The sequence below is a fragment of the Ruegeria sp. CDSA077 genome, assembly GCF_059612265.1.
In genome coordinates this window covers 109,600-127,326 of sequence record NZ_JBXWQG010000006.1, presented here as the reverse complement: position 1 = coordinate 127,326, position 17,727 = coordinate 109,600, and the positions used below count along the sequence as shown (strand labels likewise).

Sequence of the window (17,727 nt, the reverse complement as noted above, 5' to 3'; positions counted from 1 at the left end):
GTGAAACCGCTGCGCGCCATTCTCGGGACGGCCAGCGCGTCGGACAAGATCATCGCCCTGTCAGAGGGCGATGATCCCCGCGTTGTGGAAGGTGCGGTCAGGGCCGTAAAAGAGGACGTTGCACGGATCATCCTGATCGGCGACGGGGCCAAAATTTCGGCCCTTCTGGATGCGCATGAAGGATTTGATCCCACTCGGATAGACATTCTTGACCCGGCGCATTCCTCAATCTCCTCGGAACTGGCTGAAGCGCTCTTTAATCGCCGCAAGCACAAGGGCATGACCCTTGAAGAGGCAGGGCAACAGATCACCAACAGGCTGACCTTTGCCGCCATGCTGGTGCATCAGGGTATCGCTGATGGCACCGTGGGCGGAGCGGTTGAAACCACCTCTGAGACAGTTCGCGCGGCGTTGCAGATCATCGGAACAGCGCCGGGTACAACAATGGTATCCAGTTTTTTTCTCATGCTGTTCTGCCAGGATCATCACGAGGTCAAAGGCGCGCGCATCTTTGCCGATTGTGGCCTGGTGGTGGATCCAAACGCCGAAGAAATGGCGGAAATTGCCCGCGCATCGGCCGCATCCTATTCAGCTTTGACTGGAAACACGGCGCGTGTGGCAATGCTGTCTTTTTCCACCTCGGGAAGCGCCGAACACCCAAAAGTATCCAAGGTCGTCGAGGCAACCCGGATCGCACGCGAAAAAGATCCGAACCTTCTGATCGACGGAGAGCTGCAGTTCGATGCCGCCTTTGTCCCCGAGGTTGCGGCACAAAAGGCGACGGATTCGCCACTGAAGGGCGAAGCGAATGTCTTTGTCTTCCCCAGCCTGAATGCGGGCAATCTGGGCTATAAGATCGCACAGCGCATCGGAGGGGTTGAGGCAATCGGGCCAGTCCTACAAGGCCTGGCCAAGCCGGCAAATGATCTATCGCGCGGCTGTACGGCAGAGGACATCCTTCACATGATCGCCGTGACTGCTGTTCAAGCGCAACATGGCGAAAACGGAATATAAGTCTCGACAAGTCCGTGAAAAACAAATTTTATTCCGGTTCCCGGCAATGCTCGGGGGAATACCGGTCTGCAAACTACAGGGGCGCCTATGAACCAGCCAGTGATTGACACCTCGCCCAAAGTCTCGGACGAGATCCGGCAGACCACCTGTTACATGTGCGCCTGTCGCTGTGGCATCAACGTTCACATGAAAGACGGCAAGGTCGCCTATATCGAGGGCAACCGAGACCACCCGGTGAACAAAGGCGTTCTGTGCGCCAAGGGCAGCGCAGGCATTATGCAGGTCAACGCGCCGTCGCGCCTACGCAAACCGCTGCGCCGTGTCGGCCCGCGCGGATCGGGCGAGTTCCGCGAGATCGAATGGGACGAGGCAATCAGCACCGCCGTCGGCTGGATGAACGAGCTGCACGAAACCGCACCGCACAAGCTGGCCTTCTTTACCGGACGCGACCAAAGCCAAAGCTTCACCAGCTTCTGGGCACAGAATTTTGGAACCCCAAACTATGCCGCCCATGGCGGGTTCTGTTCCGTCAACATGGCAGCAGGCGGCATCTATACGATGGGCGGTGCGTTTTGGGAGTTTGGCCAGCCCGACTGGGACCACACCAAGTTGTTCATGCTGTTCGGCGTGGCCGAAGACCACGACAGCAACCCGATCAAGATGGGCATCGGCAAGATCAAGGCACGCGGCGCACGGGTGATCGGTGTGAACCCGATCCGATCAGGCTATAACGCTGTGGCCGATGACTGGGTCGGGATCACCCCCGGCACCGATGGGTTATTCATTCTATCGCTGATCCATGTGTTGATGAAGGCCGGCAAGATCGACCTGGATTACCTCAGCCGCTATACTAACGCGCCTGTTCTGGTGAACGCATCCGAAGGCCCCGAGAAGGGTCTGTTCTTGCGCGATAGTGACGGCAAACCGCTGGTGATCGACCGGGCCACAGGCGAACTCACTGCGTTTGACAAGCCGGGCGTGCGCCCGGACTTGTCGGCTACTTACGAAAAGGACGGCGTCACCCATCGCCCGGTTTTCCACCTGATGGCCGAGAAATACCTAAGCGACAAGCACGCCCCTGAGGCCGTGGCTGACCGCTGTGGCATCCCAGCCAGTCGCATTCGCGCCATCGCGGCGGAAATCGCCCGCGTCGCCTTTGACGAGGCGATCGAGCTGGATCAGGAATGGACCGATTTCCGCGGCGAAACCCATGCTAAGATGATCGGTCGCCCGGTCAGCTTCCACGCCATGCGTGGCATCTCGGCCCATGCTAACGGGTTCCAGACCTGCCGCGCGCTGCACGTGCTGCAGATCATCCTCGGCACGGTCGAAGTTCCGGGCGGTTTCCGCTTCAAACCGCCCTATCCCAAACCAGTCGAGGCGCACCCAACCCCGCATGGCGACCGCCGCCCCGGCAGACCCCTGGAAGGCCCGCATCTAGGCTTCCCCCGCGGGCCCGAAGACCTGTTGCTGGACGACTGCGGCACTCCCCAACGGATCGACAAAGCATTCACATGGGAAAACCCGATGTCAGCCCATGGGCTGATGCATATGGTAATCTCAAACGCCGCCGCCGGTGATCCCTACAAGATCGACACGCTGTTCATGTATATGGCGAATATGTCGTGGAACTCCTCCATGAACACCAAAGGTGTGATGGAGATGCTGACCGCAAAGACCGAAGACGGCAAATACGTCATCCCCAATATCATTTATTCCGATGCCTATTCCTCGGAAATGGTGGCCTATGCCGACTTGATCCTGCCCGACACCACCTATCTTGAACGGCACGACTGTATCTCGCTGCTCGACCGCCCGATCTGCGAGGCAGACGCCGCCGCCGACGCAATCCGCTGGCCGGTGATCGAGCCCGACCGCGACGTGCGAGGCTTTCAGTCGGTGCTGGTGGAACTGGCCAACCGCATGAGCTTGCCAGGCTTTACCAACGAAGACGGTACGCCGAAGTGGAAAGACTACGCTGACTATATCGTTAACCATCAGCGAAAGCCCGGTATCGGCCCGCTGGCCGGGTTTCGAGGCGAAAATGGCGACAAAGAAGGTCGTGGCGAGGTCAACCCCGACCAGCTGAATCGCTACATCGAAAATGGCGGCTTCTACGTCGCGCATATCCCCGAAGGGGCGGATTACTACAAACCCTGGAACGCTGCCTATCAGGATTGGGCCGTGGGCATGGGAATCTACGACAGCCCGCAACCCTATCTGTTTCAGCTCTATTCAGAACCGATGCGCAAGTTCCAGCTGGCCGCCGAAGGCCACGGGGACCGGCAACCGCCGGAAAATCTGCGCCAGCGCCTCAAGGACACCATGGATCCGCTGCCGATCTGGTACGAAACCGATCAGCAGGGCAATGAAGGTTTCACCATCAATGCCCTGACTCAGCGCCCGATGGCGATGTATCACTCATGGGGCACCCAAAACGCCTGGCTGCGCCAGCTACACGGGCGCAACCCGCTTTATGTGCCAACCAAACTGATGCGCGAACACGGGATGCAGGACGGCGACTGGGCCAAAGTCACGTCTCCGCACGGGGAAATTACTGTTCCGGTCATGGAGATGGCCGCGCTGAATGAAAATACTGTCTGGACTTGGAATGCCATAGGCAAACGCAAAGGTGCTTGGGCCCTGCAGGAAGACGCACCAGAGGCCACCAAAGGCTTTTTGCTGAACCACCTGATCCACGAACTGCTGCCGTCAAAAGGCGATGGAATGCGTTGGGCCAATTCTGATCCGATTACAGGCCAAGCGGCTTGGTTCGACCTGAAGGTCAGGATCGAAAAGGCAACGCCACCTTCGGATGCAGAAAGCCAGCCCGAATTCAAACCGATCAAATCACCGGTCGGCACCGGACCAAAAGATCTGGCGTGGAAGGTAGGAAAATGACCCAGCTCCCCCAATCCACAGACAAGAAAATGGGTCTGGTCATCGACCTGGACACCTGTGTCGGCTGCCATGCCTGTGTGATATCCTGCAAAGGCTGGAACACCGAAAACTACGGGGCGCCCCTGTCGGATCAGGACGCTTATGGCGGCAACCCGTCCGGCACCTTCCTGAACCGGGTACATTCCTACGAGGTCCAACCCGAACAGGGTCACGCCCAGCTGATCCACTTCCCCAAATCCTGCCTCCATTGCGAGGACGCGCCCTGCGTCACCGTCTGCCCCACTGGGGCCAGCTATAAGCGGGTCGAGGACGGTATCGTATTGGTCAATGAAAGCGACTGTATCGGCTGCGGGCTTTGCGCCTGGTCCTGCCCTTACGGCGCGCGTGAGATGGATATGGCCGAGGGCGTGATGAAGAAATGCACCCTCTGCGTGGATCGCATCTATAACGAGAACATACCCGAAGTGGACCGCGTGCCATCCTGTGTGCGGACCTGCCCCGCCGGAGCCCGCCATTTCGGTGATCTGGGCGACGCAGATAGCGATGTCAGCAAATTGGTCGCCGAACGTGGTGGCATGGATCTGATGCCTGAAATGGGCACCAAGCCCGTCAACAAATACCTGCCACCTCGCCCTAAAGATCAGATCGAGGACCAGATCGACATTCTCGCGCCCCTTCTGGCCCCGGTAGCCGAAGAGCCCAAGGGCTTTCTGGGTTGGCTCGACAAGACACTGGAGAAGCTCTGATGCATCCGGCCCCATCCGTCATTATCTTCACCACCTTGTCCGGTCTGGGCTTTGGGCTACTGTTTTTTCTGGGCCTTGGGATGCCGGATGTCACCGGGTGGGTGGCCTTCGTATTCTATGCCATGGCCTTTGGCCTGTCGGTGGGTGGGCTGATGGCCTCGACCTTTCACTTGGGCCATCCTGAACGTGCGTGGAAAGCATTCACCCAATGGCGGTCAAGCTGGCTCAGCCGTGAGGGTTGGTGCGCAGTGATCGCCTTGATTCTTATGGGCTTCTACGCGCTGGGCGCTGTCATCTTTGGTCAGCGTTGGGGTGTTTTGGGCGTCCTTGGCGCGTTGTTTTCGCTGGCAACAGTTTTCACCACCTCAATGATCTACACCCAGCTCAAGACAATCCCACGCTGGAACATGAAACTGACACCAATCATGTTTCTAAGCTTCAGCCTTGCCGGTGGCTCGCTTCTGGCCGGTCAGGTCAGCCTTGCCGTTCCTCTGTTGGTGGTCGCTGCCGTTGCGCAGACATTTTACTGGTGGCAAGGGGATAAGGCATTTGCGAACTCAGGAACAAACCTTGGCACCGCTACGGGTTTGGGGCAGCGCGGGGCAGTGCGTGCGTTTGAGCCTCCACATACAGGTACAAACTATCTTCTGCGCGAATTTGTCCACGTGGTTGGCAGGAAACATGCGGACAAATTGCGGGTCATCTCGTTTGTGCTGGCCTTCCTATTGCCGGTCATCCTGCTGATCCTGCCGTTCAACCACTTCTTCGCTCTTCTGGCTGCGCTGTCGCATATGGCAGGCGTTGCAGTTTCGCGCTGGCTGTTCTTTGCGCAGGCCGAGCATGTCGTGGGTCTGTATTACGGCAAACGGTAAAGAAGGGGGACAGCCCCCTTCTTGGCCCTAACAGGCCAATTCATCCCCCGAGGTATTTTTGGCCAGATGAAGATCGGATGAGGCCAAGAACACCCCTGGTTACAGCAGACCTGCGTGGTTCATGGCTGCGTCGATGGCTGTTTTGGTGCTGTCGTCCAGCGTGGTCAGGGGCGAGCGAACTTCTTCGCTGCACAGGCCCAGCTTGCTGAGGGCGTATTTGGCCCCGACCAGACCGGGTTCGATAAAGATCGCCTCATGCAGAGGCATCAGGCGGTCCTGATAAGTCAGCGCTTTGGCATAATCCCCCTGCAGGGTGGCCTGCTGAAATTCGGCACATAGCTTGGGCGCAACATTCGCCGTGACCGAGATACAGCCCACACCACCATGCGCATTGAAACCCAGCGCCGTGGCGTCTTCGCCCGACAGTTGGCAGAACTCAGGCCCGCAGGAGGCGCGCTGTTGGCTGACACGCCCCAAATCTCCGGTTGCGTCTTTAACCCCAACGATCCTTGGCAACTCGGCCAGCTCACCCATCGTCTGGGGCGTCATGTCGATGACGGAACGGCCCGGAATGTTGTAGATGATGATCGGAATATCGGCACAATCATGTAGGGTGCGGAAATGCTGAATTAGGCCCTTCTGGGTCGGCTTGTTGTAATACGGGGTCACCACTAGAGCGGCATTCGCGCCGACTTGCTGCGCAAATTGAACGAATCGGATCGCCTCGACCGTGTTGTTCGAACCCGCACCAGCGATCACCGGGACACGACCGGCTGCGGCACTGACAACTTCTGCCACCACCGTTTCGTGTTCTTCATGGCTGAGGGTGGGGCTTTCACCGGTGGTCCCCACCGGCACCAAACCGGTCGAGCCTTCCTGAATTTGCCATTCCACCAAACGTTTGAGCGTGCCCAGATCCAACTCGCCATTCGAAAACGGGGTAACGAGGGCTGGCATCGAGCCTTTGAACATGACACGCTCCTTGCTGTGCGGTTAGCAATTTTTGCGCCTTGGGCAATCACATTCCTAGCAATGTGTGTTGATCCCGCCGGCGCAAGGTTTATCCTAAATGGCTCTATCCTTGGTTGGTTGGGAAATGCAAGGCATGACACGCGTTCTGGCGCTTTTGACAGCGGTGATTCTGGCATCCTTCGGGCCGGCCCAAGCCGACTCGGTGGGCGATCTGCGCGCTGGCATGTATGAAATGCGCAAGGGCGATTGGAACGCCGCGCTGCAAGAGGCAGGTCCGCGCGGATCTGTGTCACGTGACATCATCGTATGGCATTGGCTGCGCGAGGGGTTCGGAAGCTCGGGCGATGTGCTGGTATTTCTGAACCGCAGGCCGGATTGGCCGGGGCTGGCATGGTTACGGCGCGAAAGCGAACCCGCCTTTACCGGAGCTGACCCGGACCGGGTGTTGAAATTCTACGCCGGCACTGCCCCGCAAACAGCGGAAGGGGCGCTGAATTTCGCCGTAGCGCTGAAGGCTAAAGGGCGACAGGGCGATGCGCAGGCGGATATCGTCACCGCCTGGCGTACGATGCCGATGGGATCGGGCCTGCAGAAAGACTATATCGAGAACTTCGCGACATTGCTGAAACCCCACCACGCGGCGCGGTTAGACCGGATGCTGTGGGACGGTCATCTGATCAGCGCAGGACAAATGCTGCCATTGGTGAATGACGATCAGCGCAAGCTGGCCGAGGCACGGATTGCATTGCAAAAACGTGCGCCGGGTGTTGATGCCAAAGTAGGGGCGGTTCCCGAATCCGTGGCCGGATCGGCAGGGCTTGCCTTTGACCGCTTTGTCTGGCGAGATAAAAAGGAACTAGATGACAGTGCGATTGATCTGATGCTGGCGCGGTCATCCAGCCCGGATGCTCTGGGCGAGCCAGGCAAATGGGCCGAGGGCCGTCGCCGACTGGCACGGCTTGAGATGCGCAACGGTGATGTGAGCCGCGCATACAAGATTGCCTCTAGACACCATATGACGCCGGACATGGGCTATGCTTATGCCGATCTTGAATGGCTTTCCGGATTCCTTGCCCTGCGTCGGTTGAATGATCCGGCAACGGCTGTGCGGCATTTCCAGAACTTCTCGGGCGCGGTGCAGTCACCGATTTCCAAGGGACGCGGCGGGTATTGGCTAGGTCGGGCCTATGCCGCGCAGGGGGATGCGGAAAAGGCTTATGAGGCCTATGCCATGGGTGCTGATCACCAGACCTCGTTCTACGGGCTTCTTGCCGCCGAACGGATAGGGCGCCCCTTCGACAGCGATCTGGCAAACCCGCGAAGGGCACCGCACTGGAAACAAGCGGAGTTTGCCGATTCCAGCGTTCTGGAAGCGGGGCTATTGCTGTTGCGCGCAGGTGAGGCAAACCTATCCGAGCGGTTCCTGACCCATCTGGTTGAGGGGCTCGACCCCGTTCAGGCAAGTCAACTGGGCGATTTGGTCATCGAACTGAACGAACCACATCTGGCGGTGATGATCGCCAAGCGCGCCGCGACCACCGGCGTTGTCCTGCCCGCCGCGTATTACCCGGTTCATCCGGTGGCAGATCTAGGCCTGCCTATGGCAAAGGAAATGACGCTAGCAATCGCCCGGCGCGAAAGCGAGTTTGACCCGGTTGTCATCAGCGGCGCGGGCGCGCGCGGGCTTATGCAGGTGATGCCCGCAACGGCGAAAGTTGTGGCTCGGAATATGGGCATCCTAAGCAGCCACCAAACCGGAAAACTGACCTCGGACTGGCGATATAACGCCAAGCTGGGGGCGAATTACCTGTCCGAGCTGGCAGCAGAATTCAACGGCAATGTGGTGATGATGGCTGCGGGGTATAATGCCGGGCCGGGCAGGCCGATCTCGTGGATGAAACGCAATGGTGACCCGCGCCGGGGTGAGGCCGATATCGTCGACTGGATCGAATTCATACCCTTCAGCGAGACCCGCAACTATGTCATGCGCGTCGCCGAAAGCCTGCCTGTGTATCGCGCACGGTTGGGGCAGCAGGCGTTGCCGGTGCCATTTTCCGAGGAACTGATCGGGTCAACTCTGGCGTCGTTCGCGCCATAAAGTGAACAGTCCGGCGGCAATAACCAATGTGGCCCCTGCAACAACCGCGGGTCGCAAGCTTTCACCAAAGACCGAGATTCCCAGAATGGCGCTCCACATCAGGTGAAAATAGGCAAAGGGCTGCACGGCGCTGGCCTCGGCCATTTCGTAGCACTTAATCAACAACCAATGTCCCAGAACTCCGGTCAGGCAGAGTAGGCCCATCCAAACCCAGTCACCGCCCTGCATAGGTTCCCAAAACCACACGCCCACGGCCGTCATGGCAACCGCCCCGGCGATCCCGGTCCAGAAAAAACTGGTGGCGGTAGTGTCGCGCCGCGCCGCATAGCGGGTCAGCAGGCCATAGACGGCAAACATCAGGGCCGAGATCAGCGGGATCACCGCCCAAGGGTTAAAGACGCCCACTCCCGGCTGCAGGATGATCAGCACGCCGATGCAGCCCACGCCGATGGCGGACCAACGGCGCCAACCGACTTTCTCGCCCAAAACCGGGCCGCTGAGTGCCGCCACCAGCAGCGGGTAGCAGATGAACACGGCCTGGCTTTCAATCAGGCCCAGGATGGTAAAGGCATAGACCGCGACGCAAATCTCTCCGGCCAGAAGCACCCCGCGCAGGATCTGCAGGCCAAGCTGACTGGTGCGGGCCGTGGCCGCGATACCGCCGGGTGCACGCAGCGCCAGAGCGACGACAAATGCTGCGAAGAACCAATAGCGGATCATCACGACCATATAGGTGTTATAAGTCCCGGCCAGATGGCGCGAGATACCGTCCTGCAGCGCAAAAACCACAGTCGCCGCGATCATCAGCGCGATACCGGCGCGAGTGTTGTTCTGTTGGGTCATGGCTTGACCGCCCGCGTCATGTGACGCTTGCGCCCATAGCCCGGCGCGCGGGTGACGTTGAACCCCGCGTCTTGGAGCCCGCGCCGGACGAACCCAGCGGCGGTATAGGTGGCGGCGGTTCCATTGGGCGCCGTGTGGTCGGATACCTGTTGCATCAGGTCCGCACCCCAAAGTTCGGGGTTCTTGGCCGGAGAGAACCCGTCCAGAAACCAGGCATCGGCCTGCCCCGACCATGCGGACAGGGTGGACCGCGCGTCGCCCTCGATAACCTCAAGCCGCAGGGTGCCCAGATCGCAGGTACCGCCCTGCCATTGGGACAGGAACCGGTCGGCCCAAGGGGACAGCTCGGGAAAGGCGGCCAGAGCGCGCGCCATGTCGTCCGGTGCCATTGGATAGGCTTCGAAACTGGTGAATGTCAGCGGGGTCGTTTGGCCAGCCTTTTCCCATTCGGACCAGACGGTCAGCATGTTCAGACCGGTGCCAAACCCAAGCTCGGCAATGTGAAACCCCGGCGCAAACCGCGCGGGCAGGTCATTGCCCGCCAAAAACACATGCCGCGTCTCCTCCCGCCCGTTCTGCAACGAGAAATAGGGGTCGTCGAAACGGTCCGAGACGGGTATCTGCCCGTCTTTCCAAGTCAGTTCGGCGCGCTGGTCTGCCATCGGGGAATCCTGTAGCTAAGCGGCGCGACACTGAACAAGGAAAAGGGGAATGGCAATGGTCGATGTGACGGTGCGAGGCGCGGGCATTTTTGGCCTTTCGATCGCCTGGGCCTGCGCAAGACGCGGCGCAAAAGTTCAGATCATTGACCCTTTTGGGCCCGGTGCAGGGTCCAGCGGCGGTTTGGTCGGGGCTTTGGCACCACATGTGCCCGAGAATTGGAATGCCAAGAAAGCTTTTCAATTCGAAAGCCTGATCATGGCCGAACCCTTCTGGAAACAGGTTGAGGTGACCGGAGGCGTCTCAGCCGGATATGCCCGGTTGGGTAGGCTGCAGCCCATCGCAGATAGCCGCACGCTGGATCTGGCCCATGCACGTACGGTCACCGCCGCAGAGCTTTGGCAGGGGCGGGCCGAATGGCGCGTTTTTGCAATGGATGAGGTCGGGTCGTGGTGCCCTCCCAGCCCCACTGGCTTTGTGATCCACGACACGCTTAGCGCCCGGATGCACCCAAGGCGGGCATGTTCTGCACTGGTTTCGGCGCTGGCGGTGATGGGGGTTGAGGTCAAAACCGATGCGGCCAATCAAGGGCAGATCATTCACGCCACTGGGCTTTCTGGCCTGCTAGAACTGAACGACGCCTTTGGCAAAACGGTCGGCAATGGCGTCAAGGGACAGGCGGCTTTGCTGCGGTTCGATGCCGGGGACGTTTCCCAGCTGTTTGCAGATGCCGTTCACATTGTCCCGCATGCGGATGGCACATTGGCCATCGGATCGACCTCGGAACGGGACTATGACGACCCAACCAGCACCGATGCGGCGCTGGATGATGTCCTGGATCGGGCCACGCGGGCGGTTCCGGTCCTGCACGGTGCCGAAGTGATCGAACGCTGGGCCGGGATCCGAGCCCGCAGCAAAAGCCGTGCGCCGATGCTGGGTGCACATCCGCTGCACGCCGGAGAATTCATCGCCAATGGAGGGTTCAAGATCGGCTTTGGCATGGCGCCCAAAGTGGCAGAAGTCATGGCCGAACTGGTGCTTGAAGGGCGCGATGAAATCCCCGCAGATTTTCAACCCGAGGCTTCTTTGTGACCTCCCTCGACGACACCCCAGTTCGCCTGCAACCAGACGATCCGATATTGCCACAGGTGTTACTCCTGATCCGCCACAGCTTTGCATTCATGGAGGGGCGTATAGACCCGCCCTCGTCAATGCATCGCCTGACCGAGGAAACGCTTCGGCAACAGGCCCGCGACCACGAGGTTTGGATCATAGGCAATCGCCCGGATGCGGTCGTCTTTCTGACACCCAAACAGGACAGTCTGTATCTGAGCAAACTGGCTGTGGACGAAACCCGACGTGGTCAGGGGCTGGCACAGCGTCTGGTCGATCTGGCATCCGCGCGGGCGGTTGAAATAGGTTTTGCGACGCTGGAACTGAAGACACGGGTCGAATTGTTCGAAAACCATGCCTCCTTTGCCCGGATGGGCTTTGTCAAAACGGCGGAAACGGAGCATCCCGGGTTCACCCGGGCGACCTCGATTACCATGCAGAAACATTTAGGCTGAGGCTTCGGCAATCATACATTGGCGCCCGTCTGCCGCACGCACCCACAGGGTATTGCCCTTCCGGCACAGGCTCGCAGTTTCGAAATGCATCAATGCCGAGGTTGCGCGGAAAGAAAACTGCGCCAATGGGCCCATCACATCTTCCGCAAACAACATCAGGTGCTGCGCCAAAAGCGGGCCATGCACGACCAGCCCGGCATATCCTTCGACATCACGGGCATAGTCGATGTCATAGTGAATGCGGTGTCCGTTAAATGTCAGGGCCGAGTAGCGAAACAGCATTGTGCTGTCGAAGGACAGCTCGCGATGTTCGGTTTCATCTTGCCTGGCCAGTGGTGCCGGAGGGGTGGCCGTATCGGCCGAGGGGTCTTGGCGGTAAACCAGATCCTGCCATTCGGTCAGGCGCAGCGCACCGCCCTGCCAAACCTCGTGGCGCAACGTGACAAAGCCCAAGGGGCCGGTGCGTCCCGATTTCGAACTCGAACTTTCACATAGCGATCGCCGTTCGGCTAACTGACCTGCTATCAGAGGCGCGAAAAACTCCAAGCGCCCGCCTGCCCACATTCTGCGGGGTAGGCCCATATCGGGGATCAGGCCCCCGACTTTGGGATGTCCGTCGCGCCCAAGTTGGCCGGGTGGCTGCGGAGTCCAGAAATACAGGTGATGAAAGAACGGCGGCAACGCAGTGCCGCCCCTCACAGTTGCCTGTTTCCCAAGCGCCACCTGCAACGCGCCAGCACGGGCTGCGTCCATCACATCTGTCTGAATTTCCATCGACATAGCGCAAGATTAGGCGGCCTGCCCCCTACGGGCAAGCAAACCGGCAGTTTCAGAAACCGGCCTCTGACCGCAAGTTCTTCATCAAGGTCCGAAGGGCGTTTTCATAGCGTTCGTTAACCAGCTTGCCCTGCGCGTCGAATTCGTTCGAACTGTCGGCCAGATGAATTTCCGGCCCTTGCAAGATGCGCGTCTGGAACGGAACCATATAGCTGCGCAGTATCATCTGTGCACGTTCACCGCCGGCACGACCCGCAGCGGCAGACATCACCGCAACCGGCTTGTTCGCCCAAGGCTTGTCCTTGGTGCGGCTGACCCAGTCCAGCGCATTCTTCAACACACCTGACGGCGCTTTATTATATTCCGGCGTCGAAATGATGACCGCATCCGCACGGGCAATCTGATCCGCCAAAATCTGGACGGTCTCGGGAACCCCTTCGCCTTCTTCAAGATCACCGTCATATAATGGCAAGTTCAGATCGGCCTCGATATGAGTGCCCGGCTCAAACAGCCGCGCCGCCTCGCGAAGCAGTTTTCGGTTGGTAGCATTTTGGCGCAGTGAACCTGACAGGCTCAGAAGGATCGGTTCGGACATAAAAGCACTCCGTTCAGGCGTTTTCCAGAAGGTAGCCCCTGATCACCGCCAGCCAAAGCCCAGTTGACGCGCAGTCAATGTGCAATAACGGGCACCTAGACGGTGCCCGGTCACATCAGGTGTTGCCGTTGGGGATGATTTCGATATCAACCCGACGATTCCGCGCCTTCCCTTCGGGTGTGAGATTCGAGGCCGCAGGTCGGTTCTCACCCAATCCGATGGTGCTGATACGGGCCCCGTTCACACCATTGGCTTGCAGAACATCCGCCACGGACCTAGCCCGACGCTCAGATAGGGCCTGATTATAAGAGGCTTCGCCATCACTGTCCGTATGGCCAATGACCTGAACGGCCGAGTTGGGATATCTCACCAAATTCTGACCCACCCGGACCAAATCAGAACGCAATGCAGGCCGCACGGTCGAGCTGTCGGTGTCAAAGGTGATGTCGTTGGGGACGGTAACAATCAGGCGGTCGCCCGCGTTGACGATTGTGATGCCGTCATTTGCCAGCTGCTGGCGCAACTCAGCCGCCTGGCGGTCCAGTTGATTGCCGATAAGGCCGCCACCTGCTGCACCGATTGCACCACCAGCCAGCGCACCCAGAAGCGGATCCGAGTCGTTCGCAATGGCCCCGACACCGGCACCAACCAACCCACCCAAAAGCGCACCCTGTTTGGTATTTTGGTTGGGGTCCGAGGGCAAGTTCAGCGTTCCGGGGTCGGTGCAGCCCGCCAAGAACAAGGCCGAGCAAAGCCCAGCAGAAACAACAAGCTTGGAAATCGTCATGATATCACCTTCTGCTCAGAGGCCCGTTTGCCGGGTCCCATTATTTGGCACAGTATATCGCGCTGCCCCCCCGCAGGCTCAAGCAACAATCAGGTGATATCGGCGAATACCCGCCGCTCAATGGGCCTCGGCAGGGGAACCCCATTGGTTCTGCTCCTGCCAGATCTCCCGCAGCGGCTGCCCTTGGCCGCAGAAATGATCGTCAACCATTTCGCAGGCCCAGACGCGATCGGTCCGAAAATGGCGAAAACCGTTGCGCAATTCGCACCACGCAACCAGCATCGTGCACTCGATGTGATAGATCAGGGCAACCGGACGGACGACCCGTTCGGAGCGAACGTCTTGCGAGCTGACATATGTGAGGCGAAGCTTGCGCTCGTCCCGGATGGCTTCGCGGTAATTCACGACCGGGATACAGCCCTTGGCCGGATCATCAACCGGAGCCCCCCAAGGCGCGACCTGCAACCAGTCGGGACTTGCGCGCAGGCCTTCTATTTTCCGGCAAATGCGTTTGGCGGCTTCCTGCAGGGTACTGTCGCCGGTCCGTGCCAGCATTGACAGACCGACCCAAAGCGCCTCGACCTCTTCAGCGTCGAAGTTCAGTGGTGGCAAGTCATAGCCCCGCCGCATCAGATACCCGACGCCGGCTTCGCCCTCGATCGGTGTGCGTTGGGCCTGCAGTGCCGCGATGTCGCGATACACCGTGCGCACCGAGACTTCGAGCTTTTGCGCCAGCATCTCAGCAGTAACCGGAGCGTCGGCGGCACGCAGAATCTGGATGATTTCAAACAGGCGGGACGAACGGCGCATGGCAAACTCCGGTTTCTCTGCTGACACCTTAGCACACCCCCCTGACAACGCGCTGTCAGGAGTGATGTGGGATGCTGGTTCAACAATTCACAGGAGATTACTGATGCCCAGCCTCGACAATCACGTAATGATGACACTGCAACTGGGACGCTGGTCCCAGGACCATACCCTGCGCGCCTTTGAAATCGAACGCGAGATCATGGCCAACCGCCAGCCTTGCGCCCCAAAGAAACGCACCAGACGGTTTTCGCTGGGCAATCTCAAACTGCTTTGGACCAATCCCGCCTGAGCCTAGAACCCGGCCTTGGCGCGAAACTTCATCGACGTCCCGCTATCGGGGCTTTTCAGCCGCAATTCCTCGGAATGCAGCATGAGGCGCGGGAAGGCCCGTGCCTCACCTTTTGCATAGAACGGATCACCCAAAATCGGATGCCCTAGCGCCAGCATGTGAACCCGCAGCTGGTGCGAGCGCCCGCTTTTCGGGAACAGGCGTATGCGGGTAGTGTTACCTTCATATTTGACCACGCGCCAATCCGTCACCGCAGGTTTGCCGGTCTCATGGCACACCATTTGCAGCGGCCTGTTGGGCCAATCCACAATCAACGGCAGATCAACAGTTCCGGTCTTTGACTCTACTATGCCCCAGACGCGGGCAATATAAGTCTTGCGAGTTTGACGCTGTTCGAACTGCATGCTCAGATTGCGCTGCGCATGAGGGGTTTGGGCAAAAACCATCACGCCCGAAGTGTCGCGGTCCAACCGGTGCACAAGCAGGGCCTGCGGGAACGCCGCCTGCACACGGGTCAACAGACAATCGGCCAGATGCTCTCCGCGACCCGGTACGGACAAAAGCCCCGAAGGCTTGTTCACCACAATCAGATGCGCATCTTCGTGCAGCACATCCAGCGGTGTTTTCGGGGGATCGTAGGTCTCGCTCATGCGGGTCTGCCTATCGCAAGCGACAACCTCCCGCAACGTCGTGCTTGCCTGAACTGAATAGTTCAGCAAATCATGCGACAACTCGGAGGAGAAACCATGCACCCGACAATCGAACAACTAAAAGATGTCATCACAAAAGGCGATGAAAGTCTGATTCACGAGTTTCTGGCCGAAGACGTGCGTTTTCTGCCACCGACCTACTACAGCACTTGGGCCGGGCGCGAACCCGTGGCGGCTCTGCTGGGGCATGTGGGGCAGGTATTCTCGGACTTCAGCTATCGTCGGATCATGGGTGAAGGCAAAGACTGGGCGCTGGAATTTCAGTGCAAGGTTGGTGATCTGGATGCGGTTGGTGTGGACTTGATCCGGCTGAATGATGAAGGCTTGATCGAAAAGTTCGAAGTGGTCATGCGCCCACTTAAAACCATTGCAGCCCTGCGCACCGAGATGATGGCACGCGTGGCAAAAGACCCTCGCTTTATCAATTTCAAGGACGCTTTGGGTTGACCAAGCCTGCCCGGATCGGAGCTGATCAGTTTCTGAGATTACCGCTGTTGCCACTATTGGCGGCACAGGGGATTTCAGTTCGACGAAAGGCGCGGTTCCTGCCCGAACCGACCGGGCCGCGCGAAGGCCGTGAAGGGCGCGGCCCGCGTTTGCGGTTGCTAATCGCAGGCGACAGCTCGGCAGCAGGTGTTGGCGCTGGCACCCAGGCGCAGGCTTTGTCCGGGCAGTTGGTCGCACAACTAGCAAAAAGCCACAGTGTCGAATGGCGGCTCGAGGCTACGACAGGGCATACAACGCTGGATACACTGAAACGCCTTGAGGGTCTGACAGATCAATTTGATGCCGTCATTACGGCGCTTGGCGTCAATGACGTCACCCGTGGCGTCACTAAAAAGCGGTTTGTCGAACACCAATCCCGTCTGATGCACCTGATCACCGACCAGCTTGGAGCCCGGCGTGTCATTGTAACGGCCGTTCCCCAGATGGGTCGGTTTCCCGCCTTGCCGCAACCGCTTGCCTGGGTGCTGGGGCGTCAGGCAGCCCGCCTGGACCAAGGCCTGCAACAGATTGCGACCGGCTTCCCGCAAATCCGCCATCTGTCCATTGATTTACCCGATGACCCGGCGTTGGCCGCACCGGACGGCTATCATCCCAGCCCCAAAGCCTATGCGATCTGGGCGCATGAGGCCGCCGAATTGTTGCGTCAGGCCTGAGCGCGTATCTGCCGGATCATCGGGATCGAATAGACCACAAGTGCGGCCCAGATCAGCGGAAACGCAATCATGCGGCCACGGTCAATCTGCTCTCCAAAAACCGCGATGGCAGTCACAAAAATCATGGTCGGCGCGATGTATTGCAGGATACCCATCGTCGACAGGCGCACCAGTTTGGCACCATTGGCATAGATCAGCAACGGCACTGCGGTCACCACCCCTGCCCCGGCCAGCAGCATGGTGTCGGTTGCGACCAGCCCGAAATGCCCCGTCCCGTTGACCCCCAGCCAAGTCACATAAACCAATGCGGGGATCAGCAGGATCAGCACTTCCAGCAAGAACCCCTGATTTGGCCCGATCGGGAGTGAGCGTTTGAAGAAGGCGTAGAACCCCCAGCTGAACATAAGCCCCAGCGCCGCCCAAGGCAGGCTTCCGGCCTCTACAACAAGAACCACCACCCCGGCTGCGGCCAACCCAACAGCAATCAGCTGCGTCCGGTTCAAAGGTTCGCGCAGCAGCACCGCGCCCAGCGCGATACTGAACAGCGGATTTATGTAATAGCCCAGCGCTGCGTCCAGCGCATGCCCACTGGCTATGGCCCAGACATAGATCGCCCAGTTCACCGATATCAATGCAGCCGTCAGACAGGCCATGCCCAGCATCTTGGGATCGCGCAAAGCTGACTTCAGATCCCGCGTCCGCCCCAGTGCGATCAGCAATAGTCCGGCAACGGGTACAGACCAGATGATACGATGCGCCACAACCTCAACCGGCGCGATATGGGCCATCGCCTTCATGTATATGGGCAAGAAGCCCCACAAAACATAGGCCGTAACCGCCAGAACAAGGCCTTTTGGCGTATCGGCATTCTGTGTGGGTGTTGCGTTGGCCATTGCGGGTCTCCGGGGGTACCGGTCGTCTTTAC

The 17,727-nt window shown here is 59.2% G+C and carries 19 protein-coding genes; 10 read left to right on the top strand and 9 right to left on the bottom strand.

Features of this window, described 5'->3' with window-relative positions:
• The 4 genes from pta (at position 1) to AC2FLE_RS13575 (ending at position 5,533) form a co-directional block, all read left to right on the top strand.
• On the top strand, positions 1-1,014 hold the full coding sequence (gene pta, locus AC2FLE_RS13590; RefSeq protein WP_496697652.1) for a phosphate acetyltransferase: 1,014 nt from the start codon (positions 1-3) through the stop codon (positions 1,012-1,014).
• A gap of 87 nt (positions 1,015-1,101) precedes the next feature.
• The gene (locus AC2FLE_RS13585) at positions 1,102-3,915 is read left to right on the top strand and encodes a molybdopterin oxidoreductase family protein (RefSeq protein WP_496697650.1); all 2,814 of its coding nucleotides are present in this window, start codon (positions 1,102-1,104) and stop codon (positions 3,913-3,915) included.
• On the top strand, positions 3,912-4,661 hold the full coding sequence (locus tag AC2FLE_RS13580) for a 4Fe-4S dicluster domain-containing protein (protein WP_271949727.1): 750 nt from the start codon (positions 3,912-3,914) through the stop codon (positions 4,659-4,661). The genes AC2FLE_RS13585 and AC2FLE_RS13580 overlap by 4 nt, the downstream gene beginning before the upstream one ends.
• A complete protein-coding gene (locus tag AC2FLE_RS13575; protein WP_496697648.1) occupies positions 4,661-5,533 on the top strand; it encodes a dimethyl sulfoxide reductase anchor subunit family protein in 873 nt (290 codons plus the stop codon). The genes AC2FLE_RS13580 and AC2FLE_RS13575 overlap by 1 nt, the downstream gene beginning before the upstream one ends.
• A gap of 99 nt (positions 5,534-5,632) precedes the next feature.
• Here AC2FLE_RS13575 and dapA read toward each other — a convergent pair whose 3' ends face one another.
• Complete coding sequence (gene dapA / locus AC2FLE_RS13570) at positions 5,633-6,505, bottom strand: 4-hydroxy-tetrahydrodipicolinate synthase (protein ID WP_496697646.1); 873 nt, start codon at positions 6,503-6,505, stop codon at positions 5,633-5,635.
• Between the two features lie 133 nt (positions 6,506-6,638).
• On the opposite strand from dapA, the gene AC2FLE_RS13565 reads away from it, so the two are divergent.
• Entirely contained in the window at positions 6,639-8,603 is a 1,965-nt protein-coding gene (locus tag AC2FLE_RS13565) for a lytic transglycosylase domain-containing protein (RefSeq protein WP_496697707.1), read from the top strand.
• Here the strand turns inward: AC2FLE_RS13565 and AC2FLE_RS13560 are convergent.
• The gene (locus AC2FLE_RS13560; protein WP_496697645.1) at positions 8,577-9,446 is read right to left on the bottom strand and encodes a DMT family transporter; all 870 of its coding nucleotides are present in this window, start codon (positions 9,444-9,446) and stop codon (positions 8,577-8,579) included. The two genes, AC2FLE_RS13565 and AC2FLE_RS13560, sit on opposite strands and share 27 nt — an antisense overlap.
• A complete protein-coding gene (gene mnmC2, locus AC2FLE_RS13555; RefSeq protein ID WP_496697643.1) occupies positions 9,443-10,108 on the bottom strand; it encodes a tRNA (5-methylaminomethyl-2-thiouridine)(34)-methyltransferase MnmC2 in 666 nt (221 codons plus the stop codon). Before mnmC2 ends, AC2FLE_RS13560 begins: the two co-directional genes overlap by 4 nt.
• Positions 10,109-10,157: 49 nt before the next feature.
• Between mnmC2 and AC2FLE_RS13550 the strand changes: the two genes are divergently transcribed.
• Entirely contained in the window at positions 10,158-11,198 is a 1,041-nt protein-coding gene (locus AC2FLE_RS13550; protein WP_496697641.1) for an NAD(P)/FAD-dependent oxidoreductase, read from the top strand.
• Positions 11,195-11,674, top strand: coding sequence for a GNAT family N-acetyltransferase (locus tag AC2FLE_RS13545; protein WP_496697640.1), 480 nt, complete (start codon positions 11,195-11,197; stop codon positions 11,672-11,674). Before AC2FLE_RS13550 ends, AC2FLE_RS13545 begins: the two co-directional genes overlap by 4 nt.
• Here the strand turns inward: AC2FLE_RS13545 and AC2FLE_RS13540 are convergent.
• The 4 genes from AC2FLE_RS13540 to AC2FLE_RS13525 form a co-directional block, all read right to left on the bottom strand.
• Positions 11,666-12,454, bottom strand: coding sequence for an HTD2 family dehydratase (locus tag AC2FLE_RS13540; RefSeq protein WP_496697638.1), 789 nt, complete (start codon positions 12,452-12,454; stop codon positions 11,666-11,668). The two genes, AC2FLE_RS13545 and AC2FLE_RS13540, sit on opposite strands and share 9 nt — an antisense overlap.
• Before the next feature lie 49 nt (positions 12,455-12,503).
• Complete coding sequence (locus AC2FLE_RS13535; protein WP_496692496.1) at positions 12,504-13,046, bottom strand: NADPH-dependent FMN reductase; 543 nt, start codon at positions 13,044-13,046, stop codon at positions 12,504-12,506.
• Between the two features lie 115 nt (positions 13,047-13,161).
• The gene (locus AC2FLE_RS13530) at positions 13,162-13,833 is read right to left on the bottom strand and encodes a YiaD family glycine zipper/OmpA-like lipoprotein (protein WP_142637036.1); all 672 of its coding nucleotides are present in this window, start codon (positions 13,831-13,833) and stop codon (positions 13,162-13,164) included.
• Positions 13,834-13,950: 117 nt separating this feature from the next.
• Positions 13,951-14,643, bottom strand: coding sequence for a helix-turn-helix transcriptional regulator (locus tag AC2FLE_RS13525; RefSeq protein WP_271949714.1), 693 nt, complete (start codon positions 14,641-14,643; stop codon positions 13,951-13,953).
• Positions 14,644-14,746: 103 nt separating this feature from the next.
• On the opposite strand from AC2FLE_RS13525, the gene AC2FLE_RS13520 reads away from it, so the two are divergent.
• Positions 14,747-14,932, top strand: a complete 186-nt coding sequence (locus tag AC2FLE_RS13520) for a hypothetical protein (RefSeq protein WP_496697636.1) — start codon at positions 14,747-14,749, stop codon at positions 14,930-14,932.
• Between the two features lie 2 nt (positions 14,933-14,934).
• Here AC2FLE_RS13520 and AC2FLE_RS13515 read toward each other — a convergent pair whose 3' ends face one another.
• Positions 14,935-15,618, bottom strand: a complete 684-nt coding sequence (locus tag AC2FLE_RS13515) for an RluA family pseudouridine synthase (RefSeq protein ID WP_496697705.1) — start codon at positions 15,616-15,618, stop codon at positions 14,935-14,937.
• Positions 15,619-15,678: 60 nt separating this feature from the next.
• Here AC2FLE_RS13515 and AC2FLE_RS13510 point away from each other — a divergent pair, with 60 nt between their 5' ends.
• A complete protein-coding gene (locus tag AC2FLE_RS13510; protein WP_142637264.1) occupies positions 15,679-16,089 on the top strand; it encodes a nuclear transport factor 2 family protein in 411 nt (136 codons plus the stop codon).
• Positions 16,086-16,802, top strand: a complete 717-nt coding sequence (locus tag AC2FLE_RS13505; RefSeq protein ID WP_496697635.1) for an SGNH/GDSL hydrolase family protein — start codon at positions 16,086-16,088, stop codon at positions 16,800-16,802. Before AC2FLE_RS13510 ends, AC2FLE_RS13505 begins: the two co-directional genes overlap by 4 nt.
• Here AC2FLE_RS13505 and rarD read toward each other — a convergent pair.
• Positions 16,793-17,695 (bottom strand): EamA family transporter RarD, encoded by a 903-nt coding sequence (gene rarD / locus AC2FLE_RS13500; protein WP_496697633.1) that lies wholly within the window; start codon positions 17,693-17,695, stop codon positions 16,793-16,795. The genes AC2FLE_RS13505 and rarD overlap by 10 nt on opposite strands.
• Between the last annotated feature and the right edge of the window lie 32 nt (positions 17,696-17,727).

Coding starts and splice junctions, on each gene's coding strand:
- AC2FLE_RS13550 (WP_496697641.1), top strand. CDS start 10,158: ATGGCAATGGTCGATGTGACGGTGCGAGGCGCGGGCATTTTTGGCCTT.
- dapA (WP_496697646.1), bottom strand. CDS start 6,505: ATGTTCAAAGGCTCGATGCCAGCCCTCGTTACCCCGTTTTCGAATGGC.
- mnmC2 (WP_496697643.1), bottom strand. CDS start 10,108: ATGGCAGACCAGCGCGCCGAACTGACTTGGAAAGACGGGCAGATACCC.
- AC2FLE_RS13575 (WP_496697648.1), top strand. CDS start 4,661: ATGCATCCGGCCCCATCCGTCATTATCTTCACCACCTTGTCCGGTCTG.
- AC2FLE_RS13585 (WP_496697650.1), top strand. CDS start 1,102: ATGAACCAGCCAGTGATTGACACCTCGCCCAAAGTCTCGGACGAGATC.
- AC2FLE_RS13560 (WP_496697645.1), bottom strand. CDS start 9,446: ATGACCCAACAGAACAACACTCGCGCCGGTATCGCGCTGATGATCGCG.
- AC2FLE_RS13510 (WP_142637264.1), top strand. CDS start 15,679: ATGCACCCGACAATCGAACAACTAAAAGATGTCATCACAAAAGGCGAT.
- rarD (WP_496697633.1), bottom strand. CDS start 17,695: ATGGCCAACGCAACACCCACACAGAATGCCGATACGCCAAAAGGCCTT.
- AC2FLE_RS13520 (WP_496697636.1), top strand. CDS start 14,747: ATGCCCAGCCTCGACAATCACGTAATGATGACACTGCAACTGGGACGC.
- AC2FLE_RS13525 (WP_271949714.1), bottom strand. CDS start 14,643: ATGCGCCGTTCGTCCCGCCTGTTTGAAATCATCCAGATTCTGCGTGCC.
- AC2FLE_RS13530 (WP_142637036.1), bottom strand. CDS start 13,833: ATGACGATTTCCAAGCTTGTTGTTTCTGCTGGGCTTTGCTCGGCCTTG.
- AC2FLE_RS13565 (WP_496697707.1), top strand. CDS start 6,639: ATGACACGCGTTCTGGCGCTTTTGACAGCGGTGATTCTGGCATCCTTC.
- AC2FLE_RS13535 (WP_496692496.1), bottom strand. CDS start 13,046: ATGTCCGAACCGATCCTTCTGAGCCTGTCAGGTTCACTGCGCCAAAAT.
- AC2FLE_RS13580 (WP_271949727.1), top strand. CDS start 3,912: ATGACCCAGCTCCCCCAATCCACAGACAAGAAAATGGGTCTGGTCATC.
- AC2FLE_RS13540 (WP_496697638.1), bottom strand. CDS start 12,454: ATGTCGATGGAAATTCAGACAGATGTGATGGACGCAGCCCGTGCTGGC.